This window comes from Paenibacillus sp. 32352, assembly GCF_002042965.1.
Lineage (GTDB): Bacteria > Bacillota > Bacilli > Paenibacillales > NBRC-103111 > Paenibacillus_S > Paenibacillus_S vulneris.
The window spans coordinates 256,397-280,406 of sequence record NZ_MZNT01000007.1; the positions used below are offsets into that span (position 1 = coordinate 256,397).

The 24,010-nt window shown below is 46.8% G+C and carries 20 protein-coding genes; 5 read left to right on the forward strand and 15 right to left on the reverse strand.

Annotated features, from left to right (window positions below; all coding sequences use genetic code 11):
• Nucleotides 1-5 precede the first annotated feature (5 nt).
• From B1728_RS18265 to B1728_RS18280, 4 genes are all read right to left on the reverse strand, one after another.
• Nucleotides 6-1,160 (reverse strand): ABC transporter substrate-binding protein, encoded by a 1,155-nt coding sequence (locus B1728_RS18265; RefSeq protein ID WP_079911772.1) that lies wholly within the window; start codon nt 1,158-1,160, stop codon nt 6-8.
• 305 nt (nt 1,161-1,465) lie between these two features.
• On the reverse strand, nt 1,466-2,131 hold the full coding sequence (locus B1728_RS18270; protein WP_079911773.1) for an MBL fold metallo-hydrolase: 666 nt from the start codon (nt 2,129-2,131) through the stop codon (nt 1,466-1,468).
• Nucleotides 2,132-2,335: 204 nt separating this feature from the next.
• Nucleotides 2,336-3,439, reverse strand: coding sequence for a Gfo/Idh/MocA family protein (locus B1728_RS18275; RefSeq protein WP_079911775.1), 1,104 nt, complete (start codon nt 3,437-3,439; stop codon nt 2,336-2,338).
• Between the two features lie 215 nt (nt 3,440-3,654).
• A complete protein-coding gene (locus B1728_RS18280) occupies nt 3,655-4,083 on the reverse strand; it encodes a MarR family winged helix-turn-helix transcriptional regulator (RefSeq protein WP_079911777.1) in 429 nt (142 codons plus the stop codon).
• A 234-nt stretch (nt 4,084-4,317) separates the two neighbouring features.
• On the opposite strand from B1728_RS18280, the gene hcp reads away from it, so the two are divergent.
• Nucleotides 4,318-5,607 (forward strand): hydroxylamine reductase, encoded by a 1,290-nt coding sequence (gene hcp, locus B1728_RS18285; protein WP_079911779.1) that lies wholly within the window; start codon nt 4,318-4,320, stop codon nt 5,605-5,607.
• A 197-nt stretch (nt 5,608-5,804) separates the two neighbouring features.
• Nucleotides 5,805-6,401, forward strand: a complete 597-nt coding sequence (locus B1728_RS18290; RefSeq protein WP_079911780.1) for a C40 family peptidase — start codon at nt 5,805-5,807, stop codon at nt 6,399-6,401.
• A gap of 51 nt (nt 6,402-6,452) precedes the next feature.
• Here B1728_RS18290 and B1728_RS18295 read toward each other — a convergent pair whose 3' ends face one another.
• From B1728_RS18295 to B1728_RS18315, 5 genes are all read right to left on the reverse strand, one after another.
• Nucleotides 6,453-7,532 carry a glycosyltransferase family 4 protein gene (locus B1728_RS18295; RefSeq protein WP_079911782.1) on the reverse strand — a complete coding sequence of 360 codons (1,080 nt, stop codon included), beginning with the start codon at nt 7,530-7,532 and terminating at the stop codon, nt 6,453-6,455.
• A gap of 126 nt (nt 7,533-7,658) precedes the next feature.
• Entirely contained in the window at nt 7,659-8,984 is a 1,326-nt protein-coding gene (locus tag B1728_RS18300; RefSeq protein ID WP_079911784.1) for an ABC transporter substrate-binding protein, read from the reverse strand.
• A 242-nt stretch (nt 8,985-9,226) separates the two neighbouring features.
• Nucleotides 9,227-9,766, reverse strand: a complete 540-nt coding sequence (locus B1728_RS18305) for a hypothetical protein (protein ID WP_079911785.1) — start codon at nt 9,764-9,766, stop codon at nt 9,227-9,229.
• A gap of 201 nt (nt 9,767-9,967) precedes the next feature.
• Nucleotides 9,968-11,158 carry an oligogalacturonate lyase family protein gene (locus B1728_RS18310; RefSeq protein WP_079911787.1) on the reverse strand — a complete coding sequence of 397 codons (1,191 nt, stop codon included), beginning with the start codon at nt 11,156-11,158 and terminating at the stop codon, nt 9,968-9,970.
• A gap of 222 nt (nt 11,159-11,380) precedes the next feature.
• Nucleotides 11,381-12,286: a polysaccharide deacetylase family protein gene (locus B1728_RS18315; RefSeq protein WP_079911789.1), complete on the reverse strand. Its 906-nt coding sequence runs from the start codon at nt 12,284-12,286 to the stop codon at nt 11,381-11,383.
• Nucleotides 12,287-12,461: 175 nt separating this feature from the next.
• On the opposite strand from B1728_RS18315, the gene B1728_RS18320 reads away from it, so the two are divergent.
• A complete protein-coding gene (locus B1728_RS18320; RefSeq protein WP_144027909.1) occupies nt 12,462-12,650 on the forward strand; it encodes a hypothetical protein in 189 nt (62 codons plus the stop codon).
• Nucleotides 12,651-12,745: 95 nt separating this feature from the next.
• Here B1728_RS18320 and B1728_RS18325 read toward each other — a convergent pair whose 3' ends face one another.
• From B1728_RS18325 to B1728_RS18350, 6 genes are all read right to left on the reverse strand, one after another.
• Nucleotides 12,746-14,290, reverse strand: coding sequence for an extracellular solute-binding protein (locus B1728_RS18325; RefSeq protein WP_079911792.1), 1,545 nt, complete (start codon nt 14,288-14,290; stop codon nt 12,746-12,748).
• A 196-nt stretch (nt 14,291-14,486) separates the two neighbouring features.
• Entirely contained in the window at nt 14,487-15,362 is an 876-nt protein-coding gene (locus tag B1728_RS18330; protein ID WP_256865410.1) for a carbohydrate ABC transporter permease, read from the reverse strand.
• A 37-nt stretch (nt 15,363-15,399) separates the two neighbouring features.
• The gene (locus B1728_RS18335; RefSeq protein WP_079911793.1) at nt 15,400-16,368 is read right to left on the reverse strand and encodes an ABC transporter permease; all 969 of its coding nucleotides are present in this window, start codon (nt 16,366-16,368) and stop codon (nt 15,400-15,402) included.
• A 245-nt stretch (nt 16,369-16,613) separates the two neighbouring features.
• Nucleotides 16,614-18,917: a helix-turn-helix domain-containing protein gene (locus B1728_RS18340; protein ID WP_079911795.1), complete on the reverse strand. Its 2,304-nt coding sequence runs from the start codon at nt 18,915-18,917 to the stop codon at nt 16,614-16,616.
• Nucleotides 18,918-19,127: 210 nt separating this feature from the next.
• Nucleotides 19,128-20,648, reverse strand: coding sequence for an endonuclease/exonuclease/phosphatase family protein (locus tag B1728_RS18345; protein ID WP_079911796.1), 1,521 nt, complete (start codon nt 20,646-20,648; stop codon nt 19,128-19,130).
• A gap of 231 nt (nt 20,649-20,879) precedes the next feature.
• Nucleotides 20,880-22,094 carry an MFS transporter gene (locus B1728_RS18350; protein WP_079911798.1) on the reverse strand — a complete coding sequence of 405 codons (1,215 nt, stop codon included), beginning with the start codon at nt 22,092-22,094 and terminating at the stop codon, nt 20,880-20,882.
• 145 nt (nt 22,095-22,239) lie between these two features.
• Between B1728_RS18350 and B1728_RS18355 the strand changes: the two genes are divergently transcribed.
• Together B1728_RS18355 and B1728_RS18360 are read left to right on the forward strand one after the other, a co-directional pair.
• The gene (locus B1728_RS18355; protein WP_079911800.1) at nt 22,240-23,121 is read left to right on the forward strand and encodes a LysR family transcriptional regulator; all 882 of its coding nucleotides are present in this window, start codon (nt 22,240-22,242) and stop codon (nt 23,119-23,121) included.
• Nucleotides 23,122-23,201: 80 nt separating this feature from the next.
• On the forward strand, nt 23,202-23,957 hold the full coding sequence (locus tag B1728_RS18360; RefSeq protein WP_144027910.1) for a GTP pyrophosphokinase: 756 nt from the start codon (nt 23,202-23,204) through the stop codon (nt 23,955-23,957).
• Nucleotides 23,958-24,010 lie beyond the last annotated feature (53 nt).

Genomic DNA, 24,010 nt, shown 5'->3' on the forward strand with positions numbered 1-24,010 from the left:
TAAGGTTACTTCCCGGATTCCGTTTGAATCATTCTATTAATTTCTTCATCCAGCTGGGAAAGCGCGCTATTCACATCGATATTGCCGTTTACATATTCAGTAAATTTGTTACGGACCATCGTTTCCGCTTTTCCTCTATACTTGGAAGCAATCGGATATTTTACCGGCTTGCTTTTGAAGATGCCCTGCACGTTTTTGTTGTTCAGGACCTCTCGAGCGGTGCCGAATGCGGCTTTGAATTTAGGATCCTTCAGTGGGGTGACTCTTCCCTTCCTCGCACTTTCCAGCTGAACTTCGTCCGAAGTGGCCACATTAATGACCTGAAGCGCCTGATCCTTATGCTTGCTTGTTTTCGTAATCATCAGCATATTGACGCTGGCATTCCCGTATACGTTCGGCTTCTCGGGATAGCTGGGATATTGCACCATATCCCAGTTCAACGCATTTTTGGATGCAAGCTCCAAATCGTTGATGATGCTTAAATCCGTATACATGGCCAAATTTTTCTCCTTCAGAAATGCATCCTTCGCTACGCCATTCGGCTCATTCCCCGGTATCGAATAAAACGCTTTCACAAGTTCGAATACTTTTTTCCATTGATCATTATTGATGGAGGCCTTCTCCGTTTTTGGATCGATCGCCGCGATGTCTAAGGGCTGGGAAACCCAGATTACACTGTTACCGGGATCGAACCCCCGTATTTGTGTGCCGTTATCCATGCGGGTTAATTTCTTGGCAAGCTGAAGCACCTGATCCCATGTCATACCATCCGTAGGATACGGGACACCGTATTTATCAAAAATATCCTTGTTATAATACAACGCATGGTAATTTAAGCTCAACGGAAGGCCGTAGAGCTCATCCTTGGTCGAGGCGATTTTGGAATCCTCCAGAATAGCAGGCTCGAACCTGCTTAAATCGACATCATGCTGCTTCGATAAAGGTGTCATGTCGTAAAGAATTTCGAGGTCCTGATAGGAAGCGAGCTTGCCGTTATAAGTAAGAACGATATCCGGCGTTTGACCTGCCATGATCAATTCTGCAAGACTGGTTCCATTGCCGGGCTTGATCAGCTGCAGCGTAATGTTCGGATGCTTCATCTTCAATTGCTCTTGAATTTGTGCGATCAGATCTTCATCAATATTGGTGTCCAGGCTCATCGTGATGGTGACAGGTTCGGTATTAGCGCTAACGGCTGCAGGACTGCTCCGTGCGGCTTCCTCCGCTTGATTCCCCCCCGGAACAGCCTGAAATGAGAACCGTGCCGGCCATACAAAATACAGCGAACGCTTTGCCCCTTTGGTTCATAAGCCCCTCCTAATATGAAACGATATGATATTCCTTCTTTCAATGTACATCATTCCATAACAGGTTGTAATGCACGGAGTTATCAGATCACTTGCACTTTATTTCAGCACGAATCAAGCTGCAGCCTGCACCTTCCCATCGCTCCGAATGCGTACCTTTATAATCCTTGGATAAGTCCATCTATCTGATCGTTTACATTGACATTACTTAATCCCCCGTGATAACAAACCACGTTTGTAATGTCTAGGTCTGCATATTTTTTCAAAGAAAGTCGAGCTGCTGTTATATCCAGTGTGGTTGGAATATGAATTCCCCCGAGCCTCCCGTCTACACTGTACATGGAATCTCCGGCAATGAGAGTCTTGCTTTGTCTTAAATAAAGGCTGATATGGCCCGGCGTATGTCCTGGGGTATGGATGACACGGATCCCGCCGCAAAACGGCAGTTCCTGACCGTCTACCAAGGTTTCATCCACTTTGCCCTTCGGAGGATTCTCAAAGTGTCCGTCTTTGATAAGAGGTATCTCCCCCTGAATATACGGCTTATCGAGCTCATGCGCGTATACTTTAACAGCATTGCCGCACTCCTTCAAAATCTCAGGGAGACTGCCTATATGATCCACATCCTGATGCGTCAATATCACTGCTGTTAGCTTGTCGAGCGGCATTCCTGCCTTTTCCATGGCGAAGCGCAGATCTTCAAATTGTCCCGGAAATCCTGTATCTATTAAAACGGACATTTCTTGATCCCATACTAAAATGGGATGAATTACATTCCCGTGATAATCAAGGAGAAGCATTTCTATTCCCTTACCTATTTCCATTGTTTCGAACCTCCATCGTAAAATTATTATTTTATGTAAAAATATTTTATTATGTCGATTTGCCCATTGTCAACACATAGCAAAGCATCACACGACCTATTTTTTGGGGGGATGCAATAAACTGCCCTTTCAGCACAAAGAGGCCGCCGAATCCGGCAGCCTCGTCGGGAAAAGGAATCATTGATCATCTCTATGTTTATTAAATTATAAATATTGGCGTTCACCGGTTTGTGCTGCTTTTTCCACTGCATCAAGAAGCTGATGAAGTTTTACCGCATCCGCAAAACTAGGTGTTAGGGATGTTCCTTCTTGTATATCTTTAGCAAACTTACTGTGCGCCTGAGCGACATTCAGAACAAAACCTGCATCATTTTTAAGGGAATCTGGTACCCAGTAATAAGAATCAGGAATTGTTAACTCATGCAGCTCTTTATCCGTAGGGCCTGCACCCCATAATTGGTGTGATCCAAATTGAATTGAAGCAGGCGCTTTGAGCACGATGGTTCCCTTGTCTCCGAAAATTTCAAGAGTAAGCCCTGTTTGGTGCTTAACTCCCCCTTGTATGTGAACGCTGGCTGCTGCGCCGTTGCTCAATTGCCCTGCAATAAGGATTTGATCATCTGTCGTTTTTTCAATAACTTTTTGAATATCCACAAGTTCGACTTCAGGGAATTGCTGCACTGTCACGGCTGAAAGTTCCTTGAACTCTCCAAGCATGTAGGTAAATGCATCAAGATTATGTCCTCCTACAATCGTGAGTAAGTTCCCACCTACCTTCCGATCAAATAGGTACGCAGTAGCCTTGTCAGCCACTCCCCCCATTGCACTGACAGAAATCTTTAAATTGGCCGACAAAAGCTTCCCAACATAGCCTTCCGCCAATAAATCTTTCACATAATTAATGGCTGGGGCCTGTCTGGCTTGCAATCCAATCGCATTTGGCAATTGTCTGGACTCTACCCATTCTTTCATTTCGAGAGCTTCAGCTGTGTTTGATCCCAGGGGCCATTCACAATAAATCGGTTTTCTGGCGGGAGCAATAGCTTTTACTGCATCATAATGTTCCTTAACATTGATGCTGACGACTACCATATCCACATCGGAATGTTGAGCCAAATTATCCACTTTATCAAAAGCATGCGTTGCCTTGAAGGCATCAGCGCTTTGCTTGGCACTTTCCATATTGCTTGTCCCAACTGCTATGAGTTCAAGCTCATTCAGGTGCTCCATTGCTGGAATGTGTGTCCCTTTAGCCCATCCGTTATTTATAGATCCGCCAATAATACCTGCTCGTAATTTTTTGCCCATGAGAAAACAACTCCTTTTTCATAATTAACGCTGTAATGCTTGCACCGATACTACCAACACCCGTTTTCTGTTAAATCATCATATTTGTCTCCTTTTTGGTTTGTATGAAGAAATTAAGTCTGCTAAATAATTCAGCAAATTTTTAAACAATATTTAATTAGTGCACTAAATAATAATTTATACTGCTAAATAAAATTCGCGAAAAGGAGAGATAGTTAAAACAAATTACTCTCCATTTGTTTCATAAGCCGCCTTAAAAACAGTCGTTCTTCAATTGAAATTGATTTTAGTAACTTATCTTGATGCTTTTGCCATATGATACGAACGGGCTCTTCAAGCTCTTTCCCCCTGTCGGTTAGAAAAATACGCATAACTCGTGCATCTTTCTCATCACGCTTACGATAAATAAATCCGTTTTGTTCAAGTGATTTAACCATATTCGTGACGGTAGGTGGTTCACAATTCAAATGTTCACTTAGCTGCATTTGCGTTATGCCATCACCTGACCATAAACGATAGAGCAGATTATCTTGTCCGACATGCAGGTTTAATTCTCTTAGACTTTCACTGTAATCTCTTCTCATTCTAGCCGATAGTTTGTCGAATAGCTCACGAATCTCACAGTCAACCTTTGTTGTCTCCATATTGCTTTTCTCAGCCTTTATCACCAAATTTATTTAGCAAGCTAAATATATCACGATTGCATTCAGTAGTCAATTGCGGATCAACACTCGTTATCTTTTTCTATCCTTACATGACGTTACTTAGAACGCCCGACAAAGAAGCATTCATTTGTGATAATTATCATTTAAGATCTGCGACTGATCTGATAGCTTATTCATTGTTATTGAATATGAATTGTGACGGAGGGGTCCAACATGTTTTGTTATCAATGCGAGCAAACCACACCCGGTGGATGTAAGGTCATCGGTGTCTGCGGAAAAGATGAGAACATTGCAAGTCTGCAGGATACCATCATCTTCGCATTAAAAGGTATCGCTGCTTATGCTACGCATGCAAGACAGCTGGGGTATCATGATCCTGAAGTAGATCGAATCACACATGAAGCTCTATATATGACACTTACAAATTCCAATTTCAATCTTGAAGAGCATATTGATATGGCTATGAAAGTAGGCTCCGCCACGGTAAGAATTATGGATGTGCTTGACCGCGCGCATACGACACATTTTGGAATACCTCAGCCCGTCACGGTTTCTCAGAATAAAATCGAAGGTCATGCCATTGTTGTCACCGGTCACAACCTTTACGCTTTGGAGGAATTGCTTAAACAGACGGAGGGCAAGGGTGTCCATATCTATACTCACTCCGAAATGCTTCCTGCCCACGGATATCCCCAGCTAAAGAAGTATGCTCACCTCAAAGGAAATATCGGAAAAGCCTGGTATGATCAGAGGCGTCTGTTTGAAAAATTCCCGGGGGCCATTCTGGCTACAACTAATTGTGTTATGCCAATTAAAGGCGCCTACGCCGACCGCTTCTTCTCTTACGATATTGCAGGTCTCGAAGGGGTTACCAAAATCGCAGAGGATGACTTCACCCCATTGATCGAGAAGGCTTTGTCATTACCCGCTGTAGACATTGACTCCGAGCAGATTCTAACGACGGGCTATCATCATGAGACGGTGATTGGACTTGCTCCTGAGATCATTCAAGCGGTGAAGCAAGGAAAAATCAAACGCTTCTTTGTCATCGCAGGCTGTGACGCGCCAGGAACCGGCGGCGAATATTATCGCGAGCTTGCAACCTCCCTGCCTAACGATACGGTCATCCTCACCACCTCCTGCGGCAAGTTCCGCTTCAACGATGTGGATTACGGAACGGTGGCGGACACAGGCATCCCTCGTTATATCGATCTTGGGCAGTGCAACAATTCCGGCTCAACCGTCAAGATCGCCATGGCCTTAGCTGACGCGTTTGGCTGCAGCGTTAACGACTTGCCGGTGAGCATCGTGCTTTCCTGGTTTGAGCAAAAAGCAGTCGCCATCCTGCTCGGCTTGTTTAGTCTCGGAATCAAGGATATTCGCATCGGACCTAAGCCTCCGGAATTCATTACTCCAGGGGTCATGAACGTGCTTACAGAGACATTCGGGCTTAAATTGATAGGGAATGCTCAAGAAGACATGGCCGCAATGCTCGCACAATAAGTAAGATATGGACGTATAGCTCATCGGCTATGCGTCCTTTTTTTTATAATATGTACCAATAGATTTTCTCTTCCAATTATGTCTCACTTACTACAATTTTATTACAGAGCAAGATTTCTGCTTTCGAATCCATAACCATCTTTTACAAAGAATAGAGGTTCACTTGAAATAAGACAATAGTGGACAGGAGGTGGAATATGAAAAATTCGTTTGGCAATGTAATCAAAATCTTTTTAATCCCGACCCTATTTTTAGGAACAGTAACCGGATGTACTGCTAAAAAAGGGGTGAATGATAAGGATGGAGCTAAGCCTAATGCGGTAAATGACACAAGACCGTATAAAATCCAAGAGGCAGCAGACGTACCCCAGTGGCAAAAAACAGCAGATTCCATTATTACAGAGGGAATTCGTTATATGGGGACTCCCTATGTCTACGGAGCGGAAAGATTTAATGATAAAGCTTTTGACTGTTCTTCTTACGTTCAGTATCTTTACAGTAAACAAGGAATCAAACTGGGCTATAATGCAAGAGAACAGGCGGTTCAAGGGGAAGAGATCCCATTTATGAATTTGCGAAAAGGTGATCTCATGTTTTTTTCCGATGAAGATTTCCCCAATGAAACGGGATTAAATAAAGTTAGGCATGTCGGTATTTATATGGGAGAAGGGCAAATCCTCCATACTTATGAGCAAGGAATCGGAGTTATCATCAGCAATATCCATAAGGATCAAAAAGAAGGAGAATACTGGTATCAGCATTACCTTTTTGCCCGTAGAGTAATTCCAGGTTAGGCCACTTTTTCGTTGATCCATGAAAACGCAAAAAACCCGATAATCGGACCATTATCGGGCTGCACTGTAGATGGCTATTAATCTGGAGGCTGTTTGCTTCCAGCTGAACCGGTTCACTGCGTCGGATCGGGCCTGCCTGGACAATTGATCGGTCAGCTCCCTATTTTGAGCGACCCTCAATATATATTTGGCGTGGTCCTCAGGACGAGTATACTTCCGAACAAGGTAGCCGTTGCTGCGATGGTTCACAATTTCCCCGATCCCGCCAATTTTGGACGCAATAACCGGCAGTCCTGAAGCCATAGCCTCCACATTAACCAGTCCGAATGCCTCATGCCTTTGTGACGGGCAAGCGAAGCAGTCTGCCTTCCTGTACCATTCATGAATTTTTTGATGCGATACCCTGCCTGTAAAGCGGGTTGGTACGCCATATTTGCGGGCAAGTGATCTCAACCAGCCTATATAATGAGGCTTTCCTCCCCCGACAACCGTTAGGTGAATATTCGACTGCTGCCTTCGCGCAATACTTATTGCTTTGATCAATACCGGCACTCCTTTGCGGGGGATGACCCTGCCGGCAAATAATACATGAAAGGTCCCCTGCCGGCTAGAGCGGCTAGAGTGGCTCGAGGGCCTGAACCGGTCTACATCCACGCCTAAATGGACCACTCGGATTTTGTGCGCTTGGGATGGGAACATTCGGGACAGGTTGGTTTTCAAGGAATCACTGTTGGCGATGATCAGATTGGCATAGGACATACTCGCGGCTACACTGCTGGTTCTCGGAACGAACGTCAGTGAATGAAGGAACAACGCAACCGGAGTATGCGGAAATACCCGTTTGACTTGCGCCATGTAATGAGGACGATTGTCCACCTGAATGACATCGTAATGTTTACCCCGAATATACTGCAATACGGATGAAATATATCTTTTCCCGCTTCCGGAAGGAACTCTGACGATAGTCAATTTCCCATGATGGCTTATTTTTGGAAGCCCCGAACTTTGGCGGCTGACTATGGTGACCTGGTGTTGCTTTGCAAGCTGCTTAGCTATGGACAGCATGCATATTTCGACGGACCCGTTCCCCGGTACCGGAATTTGCTCGGGCGCTACCATGAGGATTCTCACCCACAATCCCTCCACTAATTATGACATCGTACTCTTACGATATGTATTAGAGAAGATTGTGTACTAGATATCTGTTGCACAATTGCTTAAAACTCACTAGTGCCCATTAGTGGCAAGCCTTATTGGTTATTTTCCGCCCTTTTGAAGCACCAGCTGCTGTATAGCGGCGTTGGCTTCTTCTTCTACCGCACGAATGGCGCTGTTTACATCCATATTGTTTTTATAGATATTATCAAAAATTTTACTGGTATTGACGCTGTAATAGACGAGTCCTGAGGCTCTTGGAGGCGCAGGCTGCGCGTTCTTGCTGTAATATACCGCTCCTGTATTTTTGCCTTTTAATTGAGGAAGGCTTTGACCATATACATCATGCACGGCTTTGCTTTTCAATGGGGTTACGATACCCTGCTTGGATAATTCGGATTGAACCTCATCGGAGAGCAGGTACGAGATAACCTGGAAGGCTTGATCTTTATACTTGGAATTTTTGGTAATAAATAAAGAATACGTGTTAGGCAGCATGCCGGTGTTGGGCAGATCCTTGAAGGAGGGTGGCGAAGCCAAATCGAAGTTCAGGTCTTTGTTCGCTGTGTACCAGCTCGTGACTTTCTCAGCTACATGGATTCCTATGGCCATTTGACCCTTCGGAAAGTCGTCAATGTTAGTGAATTCATTCCCTGGAATATCATAGAACCGCTTGTAATTCTCGATCAAGGTCTTCCACTTTTCAGTATTGATCGCCGCTTTATTTTCCTTTAAATCCAGCGGGGTTAACGACAATTGGTTATAGCTCGTCATGACGCCCGGATGCATGGACAGCCCTTTGTATTGTACACCATCCACCGATCGGGTCATCTTCTTGGCGACGTCGTAAACTTCATCCCAGGTCATTCCATCCTTAGGATACGGAACTCCGAACTTGTCGAACAAATCCTTGTTATAGAACATAATAATGTTGCTGAGCGTAAAAGGAAGACCCCACAGCTGCCCGTCAGGGTTGGCGTTCTTCACTTGGGCAATCGCTGCCTCGTCCATTCTGGAAAGATCGAAATTATGCTTTTTTATAAGATCCGCCATATCGTTGGCCAAATCAAACTCTTTGATTTTGGAAATGATGTTACCGCTTGATTCCAATACAATATCAGGGATGGTTCCCGCTGCAATAAGATCACCGTAATCCTGCCCGGCCGCTTTATGGATATGCTTGATCGTTATATTGGGGAATTTCTTTCTTATGTATTGGCCAATCTCATTGTCGAAACCGCTTTCATTTGCGTATACAGAATTTTGCGCCGTAAAAAATGTGAGGGTAATCGGTTCATTGCTTACTTTAGCTTCAGATTCATTGCTTCCCGTTGGGGCAGCAGGCGCATTAGACGGGCTGCACCCGCTAGCGATTAGTACGAGACCTAGCGATAATGAAACCATTTGGAACGGCAGCTTTCTCTTCATTTATTGTTCCCCTCTTTTCAAATGGATGATTTGGAATAGCCCAGCTCTTCTGATTAAGACTCGGAATACGTTTATCATATTACAAATGAATACGCAAACTGGATGTTTGATATTAACAAATTGTTGTACAATACTAACTTTTTGCGAAATCATATCCCTGTTCACAAATAAAAAAAGCCCCCCGGCATACAAAAAAAATGCATGCCAAGCGGCTCTACCTTTTCTATAGACACAGGGAACCTTTATGGAGAAGAAGTTCCTGCCGTACTCACAGGTGCAGACAGATCAAATTTGCGGTTATCGTTCACAACGATCTTCTCGTACGTTCCTGCCGTATTAACCCAGCCGGTTGCGAGCAAGGAGGCTTGTCCAGAGTTAACCTTGATTTCACCCAAGTAAACTCGCTCATTACATTGCTTGTGGTTGCCAAAATTGATGTGATATACCCCTGTTGCATGAGCTTGAAGGCTCGTCGGCTTGCCGGGGACGATATCCGATTTCATCTCACGATAAGCGGTTCCTTCCTCCTTAAACTCAGTTCCGTCTTGTTGGAAGAAGCGGACCGTAATGTTCGCTGCCGAGTCGGAGGCGTTAGACAGCTGGAATGAGAAATCCTGCGGGTTCTCGAGACTGCAGTAGTTGTTCATTGGAATTTGAAACGACATGCTGCGCGGTTCAGCCATCTGCTGATGCTCAGCCGCCGTCGGCTCTACAGCAGCCGCAGGCATAAGAAACATCATGCTGAGGGCAGCAACAGGAATCCATATTTTTGATAAGCTCATGAAGTTCTCCTCTCCCATCCGCATCGAATGCCGACGGAATTCTTTTCTATTTTTCCTACCGATTGTTTAGTTTAACGCCATTTGCCCACCAAGATCAATAGGCTAATAGACCTTATAAGCAATTCCCCGCAGCTGCAGGTGTTTGGAGAAGTTGAGATAAAACAGGCCGCCTTATCGGCGACCTGTCCCTTCTATCCTTCATTATGGCTGCTTCGGAAGCGAGTCGAATTCAGGCACGTCAACCAGGTACAGATTGCCATAGCCGGTCATATCGCTTGTAAACAAGACTTTGGTTCCATCCGGACTGAATCTTGGGTGTACGTGAAGCTTTTGTGCCTGGAAGCTTCCCCGGTGCCGACACAGGATTCTCGGTCCCTCCAGCACCCCGGCGTTGTTTCTCCACAAGCAAATCGTATCCTGGAACTGCTCTCCATGATAAGCGCTTGTTTGCTGCCCGTCTCCCACAATAAGGCTGGAATCGTTCGAATGGATGTGCATATTCTGGAACGGGAACGCACTCTCTTGGCGGTTCGTATTATCATATCGGATAGAGCCGATAAACTTGCCGTCCTTGTTGGATAGGGACTCCGTATACCCGTGATACCCGATCGTAATACCGTCGGCATGCCAATACTCGTGACCTACGAAGACGTTGTCTTGGGATGGGCGTATTTTCCACACCTCCTGAGTGTCCATGTTCAAGCACCAGATACGGTGATCGACAAGATCCCAGGGACCCTCGTGGCAAAAGCTCAGCAAATGCGGCTGTGTCGGGGATGTATTGATATGTCCTATCCATACTTTATCCTCGTGGATGACCTTAGCCTCCCCGCTCGCTACAGGAATCTTCACAATCTTACAGAGAGGCTTGGCTCTTGCAGTCTCCTCGAATCCGATATAGCCCGCTCCAAGGGATGCCTGAATGCGATCGGACAAGTCTTCCTTGATGCAGGTGCATAACCATTCCCCGTCCGAAGTACAGCTCATATTCCCCAGGTTGAACTTCTCCGGCGCCTCATAGATGACTCTCTCTTCAAGCGTTTGCAGGTGGATAGCGATGATTTGATTCCCTTTTTCAAAGTAAGCTTCGTGGCCCTTCGGATTGATATACGTTTGCTGAAGATGAACCAACTCGCCCTCCGGGTGATCCGTCAGCTGCGTAAATTCACCGGTTTGCAGATCCAAGCTATATAAGTTCGTGGCATTGTATCTATCGGAAGCGAACAACAATTTCCGGCCATTGTCATACCAGCCGTCGTTAGTGAAATACAGGTGGAAGCTGTGCGCCATATGATTCGTTAACTGCTTCATTGGAATTCCTGTAATCAAGTCCTTCGTTGTTCTCCACTCTGCCGGCCATACGGTACCTTTTCCATGTCCTTTAGCGTTCATCTCGTCCACCTCATTATCATAAAGTCTGCTGCTTAGAAAAAGACTATCCGATCAGCGCCTTTCGAACAACGGGACTTTTTTGAAACGCTTCATTTCATGCTAGTACTTTCTTTATTACTTTGCATTATTTTGTAGTGAGGCGAGGATTATCCTGATAATGGAAAAAGTCCAGATGGCTATCTAGACTTCCATCTAACTTTCGCCAGGAACTTGCTGCAATAATTAGAAATAACGATACCTTACTTGCAGAACGATATTTTTTATAAAGTCCTCCAGCTTCCCTAACAGCGTTGTCTCTTTGTTAATTTTCGCAACCAGACCCTCTCCCGTCAACGAAGGAACGCCTGCGGTAACTCTCTTAATCAGGATGTCACCCTTGGAATTCAGGCCGTAATCACCGGTGTAGATGTATTGAATCCCTGCTTGCTTGCTTAAATCGATGAGGGATTGATTATAACGTCCATGAGGCAGACAAAGGATGGATAGGGTGTTGCCCAGCTGGTCATGAAGCACCTTTTCCGCCTGGCTCAGATCCTTAACCACTCTGCTCCGGTACTCTTCTTCCGTCTCCATCCGGCTCTCAGACTCCAGCCAGATCCGGTTGGTTAAAGGTGAAACCTGCTTCCCCTTTTCATTCGTATTAAAGCCGTGAGAGTCAAAGGTATGGGAGAAAAAGTCGAAGCCGTCCGCGTTCATTGTTTTTATTTCATCCCAAGTCATGAACGGACTCTCCGCCGTACGGTCGCCAACAGAATTGACGATAAGAAAATTAGTTGCGGTCATCCCCTCTTTTTTGAGCTCAGGATAGGCATATTTGTAATAAGATTCATAGCCATCGTCGAAAGTAATGACAACCGCGTTAGGCGGAATCGGTTTGCCTTCCTTCAGGAATCCTACGAACTCCGCTGTGGATATCACATTGAATTGATGATCCGTGAGGGCGTGCAGATGCTCCCGGAATCGTTCGGGGGATATGGTATAGTCCGATTCCTCCGTGTCAATATGGTGATAGGTCAGTACCGCGACTTTATTCTGATAATGATAGGCGCCCCATTGCATTTGACCCAATACCAATACGATACCGATAACAACAATAAAACCGATAATGAATAAGATCTTTTTGTTCATAATGGCTCCTTTTCACAATGCAATCCATTTTATAATAGCAGATAAGCAGGGCTTAGGAAAACTTTGCATGTTGATGCTTATGAAATGGAGTCCGCGTTGTGCTTGGTAAGAAGCCTTCAATTTGAGGCCCTTTGATGGTATGATTGGGGATAAATGACGTTTGGCAGGTGCACCTTTGAAAAAACCGATCTGGATCTCTCTCCTGTTTCCTCTTCCATTCGCCGTCGTCTTCTACATCAATTCCAGGGACTGGCTCGAGTGCGGCTTGTACTATGCCATTTTTGCCGTCCTGTTGTTCGTATCGTTGTTTATACGTAGGAAAAAGCCCAAAAAAACCGATTACTACGACGATTATATGATCTAGCATGCCTTACATGTTAGATTAGATTTTAATAGAGAGCGGTACCTTTATGACAAAGAAAGTCCGATCTGAGAGTCAGACCGGACCTTGTGCATCTATTATTTCTTTTTGCTTTCGGCGTAGGCATCATTCATTTCTTTAATATATTCATTGCCGCCGTTCTTCTTCCACAGCTCCATCTCGGCTTTGAAGCCGGCTTCGTCCATTTTCCCTACGATAAATTTGATACGTGCGTCCTCTACTTGCTGATCCAGCTGAGCGCCCTTCTGGGTATAAGTAGCGGAGATCAACGGCTCGCCGGGGTTCGCCAGAGCAATCTTCTCATTAGCCGCTTTCACCTCGTTCGCTTTGGCTCTCAAAGGCGTCCCAGCCTTGAAGGCCGTATCCAGCACGTTCGGAACCCCGATCAGCATTTGGTTGAAGCTCTTGATGTTAATATCCGGCGCTTGCGGCATCTCTGAAGAGAGAATCGTGACAAGCTTGCCGTCCTCCACCTTATAGTGCGTGCCTTCAATACCGTACGTCAGAAGAATCTGGTATTCCTTATCGTCGATTTTATCGAAGAAATTAAGGATTTTACGCACCTCCGCTTCGGTTTTTACCGCCGATTTGGAGATGAGGAAGATACCGCCGTATCCAGTTGTAGCTGGAGTTACAGGACCATTCTTGCCGCTGATAGCCCCGATAATATCCATTTCCCCTTTGACATTGCCCGCCTTCATTTTCTCATCGATCTGATAGGAACGATCTACTACATCGACCGCTACACCCGCTTGCCCGTTAATGATCGGGTCGTTCCACTTGGCAGAATCGTAGACGGCGAAATCCTGGTTCACCAGCTTCTCGTCATACAGCTTCTTGAAGTAGCGGAGCGCATCCATATATTCATTCGTCAGATGGGCGGGAATCAGCTTCCCGTCTTTATCAACTCCCCATTTGTTAGGAACTCCGAACCAAGTCTGCATAATATCCCATGGACCGGAATATTTGGTCACGACCATGCCGTACGTGTCATCTTTGCCGTTCTTGTCCGGATCCTTCTCCTTGAACGCTTTTAACATATTGTAAAAATCGTCCGGCGTCTTCGGCTCAGGCAATTCAACATTTTGCAGCCAGTCTTTGCGGTAGGAGATGGCAAAGCGTCCCAGCGGTCTTGCGGTATACAGGCCATAGGTTTTGCCGTTAACGGAGGTATTGTTCAATATCGTGCTATTCATTTGGCTTAAGTTCGGATAATCCTTCAAATACGGGCCGATTTCCCAGAAAGCTCCCCCTTTGATCGCGTTGACAATGGATGGAGTTTTGGCGCTTGCCGTAAAAATAACCGAAGGCATCGTGCCCGAGGCCAGCGTAATATTCAGCTTATCGTTGTAGGCGGCATCCGGTGTAAACAACACCTCCAGACTCGTGTTCGTGTACTCCTCTACCTTCTTCCAAACTTTGCTCTCGGAGGTTATGGCATCATTTTGAAAGCTTTTTATCATAATCGAAAATTTGTAAGGTGCTTCCTTGCCCGTGGATGCTTGTGTGCCGGCCTTGCCTGCTTCTGGTTTAGGATCTGAGCTGCAGCCAGTGAATACGCTTGCAACCAAAGCGATGCTCATGGCGGCCATGGCCGTTCTTTTCTGTTTTACGAATCTCATCTTCCTTGTTCCTCCCTTTTTTGTATACAAAGTTGGATAGCATCTATGATAATCCCTTCACCATACTGTGCCCGGGAACAGCGTTTGTGAGGATTCCCATCCCTGCACCGGCAGCCGGCGCTACGGATATTTCCGCCCAGCTATTCCAAACGGAAAGCAAAGTACTCGGGTTTATCAACATAGCGGAGCAGCCCCGTTATCCTTTAACAGCCCCTAACAGAACCCCTTTGGCAAAATGCTTCTGCAAAAACGGATAGACCAGCAGGATCGGTAAGGTTCCAACTACAATAACAGCCATCTTGATGGATTGATCCGGCGGCTTGACGTATTGCGGGTCCATTGTCGACATATCCATGGAACCTGTAGCGAGCAATATAATTTGGCGCAGCAGCACCTGCATCGGCCATTTCTTCGCATCGCTCAAATACAGCAAAGCATTGAAGAAATCATTCCAGTGGCCTACAGCATAGAAAAGCGCGAAGGTGGCGATAACCGGCTTGGATAGCGGAAGAACGATGCGCCACAGAACTCCAAGATCGGTACAGCCGTCAATACGGGCGGATTCGATCAGCTCATTAGGAATTTCCTGAAAGAATGATTTGATAACAATCAAGTTAAATGCACTGATCGCCGTAGGAATCATGACCGCCAAGTACGAATTCAGCAGACCCATGCTTTTTACCACCAGGAAGGTTGGAATAATACCGCCGCTGAACAGCATGGAAAAGACAACCATATTCATGACCACGTTCCGTCCAACCATATACCGGCGTGATAAGGCATAAGCCATAGTAAAGGTGAAGAACAGATTCACCAGGGTGCCTCCAACGGTTACAAAGACGGATACCAGCAGGCTTCGCGGCAGCGCGTTGTCCTTAAATACATATTCATAAGCGTTAAGCGTCACGGTCTTCGGGATGATGAAGAACGCCCGGTTGCTCAGTTCAATCTCGGTTGCGAAGGATCCAGCGACGATATACATGATCGGCAGAATCATCGACAAAGCCACGACGGCAAGGAATATATAGTTGGCGGCATCGAATAGTTTTCCGCTTAAAGTGTTGTGTCTCAAGGCAGCTGCCTCCTTTGCTTTAAGGATGAGGAATCATTTAGAAAATACCGGAATGGCCGGCACGTTTGGCCAAGTAGTTAGAGCCGAGCACCAGGATGATGCCGATAACGGATTTGAACAGCCCTACCGCCGTGCTATAGCTGAAGGCCCCTTGGGCAATGCCGATCGTATACACATAAGTGTCGAAGACTTCCGCCACATTGCGGTTCAGCGCATTGCTCATCAAGAGCACTTGCTCAAAGCCGCGGTCCAGGAAATTGCCCATACGCAGGATCAGCAGCACAATAATGGTACCCCTGATCGCCGGGAGGGTAATATGCCATAGCTGACGGAACCGGCTCGCGCCGTCTACAATAGCGGCCCCGTATTGCTCCTGGTCAACTCCTGCGAGGGCGGCAAGGAAGATGATCGTCCCCCATCCCATTTCCTTCCATAAGCTTTGCGTAATAATGAGCGGCCGGAACCAGTCCTCACTTGTCAAAAACTCATATTTCACGCCGACGAATTTGAACAGAAGCTCGTTAATAATCCCGCCTTCCGTAGTCAACATGAGGTAGGTGATACTTGCGACGATAACCATAGAAATAAAGTGCGGTATATAAATAATGGTCTGAATAAACCGTTTGTAAAAGGATTTGCGGACTTCATTAAGCAGTAGGGCTAGAATAATCGGTGCGGGGAAGAAAAATACCATGTCATATAAACCAAGCAAAAGCGTATTCTTCATTAAGCGGAAAAAGATCGGGTCGTTAAAAAATTGCCTGAAGTTATCCATTCCAACCCATTCGCTCTTAAAAAATCCAACGAACGGCTGATAATTTTTGAACGCGAGCAGTACCCCCCACATGGGAATGTACTTAAATATAATGAAGTAGGCCAAACCGGGTAATAAAAGCATCAGCAAATATTTATCCTGAATGATTCTACTCATTAATGAGCCCCTCTTGCGTGTCCTCGTCGACGGAACGCTTGCCGGAAGCTGCTCGGCTTGTGATGTTTTGACCATCCTCTCACTCCTCGTCATCATCTTCAGTTTGCTGCAGCCGCTTGCTAATTTCACCTTAATCGGGGGGCATTTTTCCGGCAACCACACTTTTTTGGAAGCGCTTTTTATGGAATTTGTACTTTTTCACTCCGCCTAGCACTTTCTTGAAAATCCTGTCCCATGCGTTTAGAGCGTTGGGCTTGGACTTTTTTGACAAAGAAAAAACAAGCCGCCGCCTGATCTCCAGACACCAGCTTGCTCCAGGTTTAACTATGCATATTTCTGCTCATTTCACGGTAATGGCTCGGAGTGACACCGACATTCTTTTTAAAAATACGATTAAAATAGCTGTGCTGATACCCGACCTGTACGGCGACATCATTAATTTTTTGCTCCGTATCGCGAAGTAATTCTTTTGCCTTCTCCATGCGAAGCTCCGTCAAGTAATCAATGAAGTTCGTTCCTGTTATTTGCTTGAACGACTTGCTAAGTGCAACAGAGTTTACTCCCACATGATCTGCGCAGCTGTCCAGGGAGATTTCATTCATGTAATGATTTTGCAGATAGACCATTGCGGTTTCGACCGCCTTCTTCCAATGAACGTCAGAGCGCGATTCCAGCTCCTGAATGTAAGGATTCATGATCTTGTGCTGAAACCAGTGCAGCATTTTCTGCGGCTCGCGGATTTGCCCCAGCTGCTCATATAAATTGACGGAACGAAACACCCGATTCGGGTCCATTCCCAAATGCCGAATCGCATGCAATATACTCCCAAGCAGCTGCAACATCCCCTGCTGAGCTTCCATTTCCTTGGCTCCTCTCTCCAGCAATGCGTCCAGGAACGATTTGATCAAATCCATCGCTTCATGCTGCTGGCCGGTCCTGATCATCTGAACGATCTCCCTCTCCAGGACGAACGGATAATGCAGCTCCGCCATGTCCTCCTCCGGCTCCGGGGAATTGAGATCTATAATCTGATTCTCGTTCTTGAAGCTGCGGTAGCTCAAGGCTTGCTTTGCCTCTTCATAGTGTGACGGAATCTGTCGGACAGCGGCCGAAGGCTTGCCGATGCAGATCGATACGTTGAGCTTTAGAACACGGTTTATAGACTGGATAATCTCATCGCTCAGTTCATGCACTTCGGTTGTATAAGACATGTGGGGTGGCAGCATGATCAATAGACCCATAGATAAATCATGAAAATTGATCCCATTCACCTGCTCCAGACGGTTAGTTGACAGTTCCTCGATGATATTGGCAGCCGCAAACGTAATCAAGCTTTCATCTCCCTGGCCGAATCGTCCTTCCAGGTTTGTAAAGCCTGTGAGCTGAATATGCATGACGATAAACTGGCGCTCATCCACTTCCCAACCGTAATTGCGCATCCGCTCCCGCAGGTCGTCCTCGGAGTATGCGGAGAGAAAGCCTTGCACCAGCTGAAGCAGGAACCCTTCCTTCACATGGGGAAGCTGTGCTTCGAGCTTGTTTTGCAGCGTCGTGCTTTCCCGCCATAGATCCAGCCACTCCTTTTCTATCAATTTAAACTCGTCATGCTGCTCGCCAATGCTTCCTGTCAAGGGTCTGCTTCCGGTTAACAGGGTCACCAGCCGATCTACAGGAGAGTAGATTTTGCGGGAAGCGAACCAGGACAACAGCACCGCCAGTAATAAAGCGCCAAAGCTGACGGACAAGATGAGCTTGGAGATAAAATCGACAGGCTTCGTAATGACGCTGATCGGGGAAGCGGAGACATACATCCACTCCGTACCGACTCTGCGGAACGTTCCATAGGAGACGGTGTACATGTTTTTATGATTCTCATAAAGGAAGGAGCCCGATTTGCCTCCCCGTTGAAGCACTTCCTCCTTCAAAGCTTCGTCAAATATAACCGATTGAGGGTCCTTGGAGCTCGCCAGCAGGACGTTCCCCCCGTTTTGCATCATGAACGTTTCACCAACGTTGTAGGGCGTTAACGTTTTTAAGAGATTGGTTGCCTTCTCCTCACTAATCCGGATGAACAACGCCCCGAAAGGATGCATGTCCACTCCGGGAATCTTATGGACCAGCGTCAGGTCTTTCTTATCCGGATGACTGGCATCGTCGGATAAAGTGGTCCAAAACACAAGATTGTCCTGGGATAAAAATTGGTTGTATGAGGCAATCATATCTTCGTTCGAGATAACATCGTATTCCGGGTAAAACCGGATGTACTGAGTCCCCTTTAAAAATAGCTCCACCTGCTTCGCCAATGGCGTAGATCCCTGCATTACATTCAATGTCTTCGTAAGATCGCGGGCGATTTCGAAGTCCTGATAAAAGTTCGTTTCATATAAATGGCTGTTGAATTTGGTGTCAAATGCCCAATGGGCGAGCGACGTCTCCAGATAGGTGAACTGGTCGTCAATGTTGGACGCCCTCTGCAGAATTTGGCTTGTGTGAAGTTGAAGGAGCGCATGTTCCAGCCAGCCTCCCGTCATTCCATATAAAATCCCCCCGACAATGATTCCCGGGATACTGGAGATGAGTAGTATCAGGATAAGACTATTCCGGTAAAACCTTCCTTTGAACATGGGTTCACCCGCCGTCAGCTAGGATCGTTGAATATTATGGCTATGTCTCCTAATATAGTTCGCTGCAGGAAATTAAAGCCCTTCCAATTTGGAGTGGATTCCACAAATTTCAACGAGCTTTTGCTAGGGGCGCGATAAAAAAATAAGCGGGATTTCCCAAAAAGAGGCGAACGCAAGCCCTCCTAGGAAACCCCACCTATATACCCTACGCTATTTCCCCGCCAGCTGCCCTTCAGCAAGGATACCCGGAGTCGCACGCTGATGGCTGCTAAGCTTTTGCATGATGCTGATGAATGGAGCAGGCGCAGTATAGGTAACCGCTTCATTCGCCTGAACGTCCAGTACACCCAGGTTGTATTGCACTCCGGCTTGCTGGGCGCCGTCCGGCGACATGATGCCCAAGGCGCGCCCCGTCGTTGCCGTGCCATTAAGTCCTTGGTTATCCCCGGGCGTGAAGACGGCTAAAAGCTGATCCTCCTTCAAATCGGCCGCCGTCAATCCGTAATGATCACGAAAACTATCGATACCCAGGCTATAGCAGCAAGGCTGCTTCTTAATCCAGATGACTTTGGCTTCTCCCGGTTTTATAATACTGCTGGTGCTGTAGGTATCCTTTTGAATCGTCCATTTGTTCGATTTCGCCTTGTCGAACGGAAGCAGCGGATCGTAGTAATAATAAAGTTTATACCCGTCGAGATCGATATCGCGATCACTGTTATTGACCACTTCCACATAATTGTAATTTCCTTTGGTCGAATTAGGCACGACCTCTGTGATGAGCAGGGCAGGCTTGGCTGGCTGTTTTACTACCGTTTCGTCCGGTGATTTACTCGTCTTCTGCAGGACCAGATCCACAATGACCGGATAGTGATCACTCGGGTACTGGCCATCCTGCTGGTAGGTTACCGTCTCGCTTCGGACGACATTCACCTTGCCGCGGGACAAGATCCAGTCAATCCGTTTGGCGCCCCCGCCCCCTGTTGGATCTTTGTAATTATGGAAGGTGCCCAGGTCATCGTGGATTTTTTGATGGGCTTGAAAAAAAGCATCTTCCATCAGCCCTGATTGGACCAAGGTTTGATACACGGCTCCGTCCGGTGTCGTGTTGAAATCGCCTGTCAAGATCACAGGAACATCGGGATCTAAAGAGGAGATCGTATCCGCTATAAGCTGCGCGCTTTTTTGGCGGGCGGCTTCAGATTCATGATCCAGGTGCGTATTGACCATGTAAAAGGTTTTGTGATTGTGCAGGTCCTGAAACCTGACCCAGGTCACCATCCGTGGTATCCGGTTCCCCCACCCTGCCGAGCTAATGAGCTTGGGACGGTCGGAAAGCCAGAAATGATCCTGCTCCAATGGCTTCAGCCGCTGTTTATTGTAGAAAATGGCCATGTACTCGCCCAGATTGCCGCCTTCCCTGCCAACGCCGATCCATCCATAATCGGGCAAATCCGCTTCCAAATCTTTGATTTGCCTGTCAATTCCTTCCTGCGTTCCAATAACATCCGGTTTGGCCGCCTCGATGAGCTGCTTCATAACCGGACGCCGCTTCTCCCAGGGCTGGTCGTCAACGGCACTGGCCGTCCTCAGATTGGAGGTCATGATTCTTAGTTTGCCTGACGACAGCTCTTCATCACCAGCTGCTGCTGAAGCTTGATTCCCTGCAATAGTTAGACCAACAGCTGTAAGCAGAACCGCAAATGCCGTTATTTTCGCCCGCGTTATGATCATCTTCTTTCCGCCTCCTCATTGTACTATGGAATAAATTCCCTTTGATCATACAGCAGGGAAGATGACCGTCCTATTGACATTTTTATAGATTGTTGCCCTTTCTTTATAAAAAATTCCTGCGACCGACGTCTCGGCTTCCAATAGCAACAAAGACGTGCCGACAACCTCTTACCAATGCGCTAAAGGCAATGGATCAGTCGTTTAAGCACGTCTTCCATTTACAAACGAATCCTATGATCTGCTTACTTCTGCTTTCATCCGTGCAGCAGGCTTTGCTGGCGTTTGCTTCTTCTTATTGCCTATGTTCAGTTGAAGCACCAGCATAATAACGATCAGAACAGCCAGCCCTCCGAAAGCCTGCTCGAAGCCGCCCCATTTGTCATGCACCCAGCCAACGAACAGCGGGCCAAGGGAGCCGACAATATAACCGCCCGATTGATTCATGGCCGACAAAGCGCTTGCCGCTTCCGCACTGTCTGTCTCCTCAATCGGCAGCATGAGTGCCATTGGGAACAACCCTCCCGCTCCGAGGCCAAGGAGGATCACAATCAGCCATGGATTCGCATGGGTTATGAACAGGATCACTCCGGCCAGCTCCAGCAAGGCACACCCCAGCAGCCAATACATCCTTTTGGGGAACCGGGCGATGAGCATCGGCAGGAAGAAGCTGACCGGTATTTGAATGACTGTAAACAGCGTCAGCATTCCTCCCGCAAAGCCTTTATCATAGCCGAGACTCACCATGGCAGGAGCGAGCCACGCCGTCATAGAATAGAACATCCATGCCATTAGGCCGAAAAATGCGGTCAAGAGCCATGCCCGCTTGCTGCGCAGCGGCAGCCGCGATTCATTGGAGGCTACTCCTTGAGCAGCGCCTGCCGCACGCTTCTCCCGCAGGGACAGCTGAATCCAGATCGGGAGGGCAATGATGGCAAACAATGCCCATATCGCCAAGGAGGCCTTCCATGAGCCGTGCATTACCGACTGTAACGGAACCGATAGACCGGCGCTGAGTGCGGCGCCCAAGACCAACGCCATAGAATAGATTCCGACGATGGATGCCGCCCTGTCGGCAAAGTATTTTTTGATAAATCCAGACAGCAGCGGTCCGCAAATAGCAATCCCAAGGCCGCTTAGAAATGCCGTTACAAGCAGCAGCGCGGAGGAGCCGGAAGAGAATCTGAGTACCGTACCCAGTCCTATCACGATAAGAGAAAGCGTCAATATTCTCTCCAGCCCCCACCGGCTGCTCAGCTTCACCGCCAATGGCGAGAAGACGCCCATGCACAGCACCGGAATAGAGGTTAACAGGCTCGCTACCGAGCCGTTCATGCCTAAATCATTACGAATCGTCTCCAATAAAGGAGATATGGAAGAAATGGCCGGCCGCAAATTGAGCGAAGCCAAGAAAAGCGCGCAAAGCAAATATCCGAATCGGTATTTCATCTACGTATCCACTCCTACATCCTGTCTCTTTTTGTAAAATCCTCAATCGCTGTAGTAAGTGTAAGAGCAAATCGTTAATTGATCAATATAATTATTTCTATTATTATCATTGGTAAAACCAATGATTGAAGAAGGTGAACAGCCAATGGAACTGCGCCAATTGGAATATTTCATTGCAGTTTGTGAAGAAATGCATTTTACCAGAGCTGCTGAAAAAATCGGCATATCACAGCCAACCTTAAGCCAGCAGATCGGGGCCTTGGAGGACGAGCTGAACACCCCGCTATTCGACCGGATCGGGAAAAAGATCGCCATCACGGAAGCAGGACTTATATTGCTCGAGCAGAGCAAGCAAATCCTCCGCAACCTGCAAAATGTGAAGGATTCGATTCTTGATCTTCAACATATTCGCAGAGGAGCACTAAGTGTGGGGACACTGCCTTCCGATCTGGATTACCGCATTTCGAGGCTGCTGATCGACTACTATCATGACTATCCGAATATTCATCTGCGCGTTGTCTCCTCCGTAAATATTGAGGAGTTGGTGCTAGCGAACGAGGTCGACATCGGGATCTGTAACATGTCGTTCATCGATGATCGTTTGGTACAAATTCCTCTGTGTCAGGAAAAATACATGCTTGTCGTATCGGAGCATCATCCTTTGTCAGAACGAGACTATATCCATCTTGAGGAGCTGCGCCACATAGATACGGTCATGTATCCGATGGGGTTCATCGGACGTGAGTTGATTGAGCGCTGCTGCCGAAGCCGCGGCTTTCAGCTTAAGACAATTATGGAGACTACCTCCGTGCTCTCGCTCATCAATATCGTCAAAGCTAATATCGGGGCCACCATTCAGCCGCTGCAGCTCATTCAATCCATGAAAGAGAGCACATTGCGCTGCATCCCTTTCAAGGAGGACGCCCCGACGCGGGAGCTGGTGATTATTTACCGGAAGGACCGTTTTTTGAGTAAAGCAGCCCAAGCGTTCATTAGCAGACTGGCCGATCACTTCAGCGCCCTGTGAGCAGCATTTGCTTTGGACCTCACTCTTCGTATATGCTTTTATTATGAGCCTTTAGCTTATGTGCGGCTATGGAAAGGAGAATGACTGTGAACACACTTCCAGTTGAACAATTCCGCAAATTTAAAAACGATATTACACGGTTTCTGATGGCTTATAAATTCGCTTTGGATGCATTTGAAACCAAGATTGACATTTTAACCGAGGAATTTCAGTTATTTCACGACTACAACCCGATTGAGCACACCAAGTCGCGATTAAAATCGCCCGAAAGTATTTTGAAAAAGCTGTACAAAAAAGGACTGGATATTTCGCTAGCCAATATAAAAAACCATATTACCGATGTCGCGGGTATCCGAATCACCTGCTCGTTTATTGCCGATATTTATCGCATCAGCGAAATGCTGCAAAATCAGAGCGATTTGAAAATCATCGAAATTGAGGACTACATACAGCACCCGAAACCTAACGGTTATCGCAGTCTTCATATGCTCATAGAAATACCTATCTATATGTCGGATCGGCAGGAAAATGTATGCGTCGAGGTACAAATCCGTACGATCGCTATGGATTTCTGGGCCAGTCTTGAGCACAAAATTTACTACAAATACAACCGGACGGTGCCCCGTAACCTGCTGCAGGAGCTGAAAGAAGCATCCGACTCCGCGGCGGCTCTGGATCAGAAGATGGAGCGTCTGCACAATGAGATTACGGAAGTCAAGGAAGCCCAGTCACAGGAATGGGGAGAAGAACTCAAGCGAATCAGCATCAGCAACCAGCAATTTCAATTGCCTGAAGCGCTGTTGAGATTAATCAGTGACGGACCCGGCGAAGCATAGACTTTTATCCGGTGACAGTCCGTAATAGAACAAGCCTGGTGCAGATTCATGCG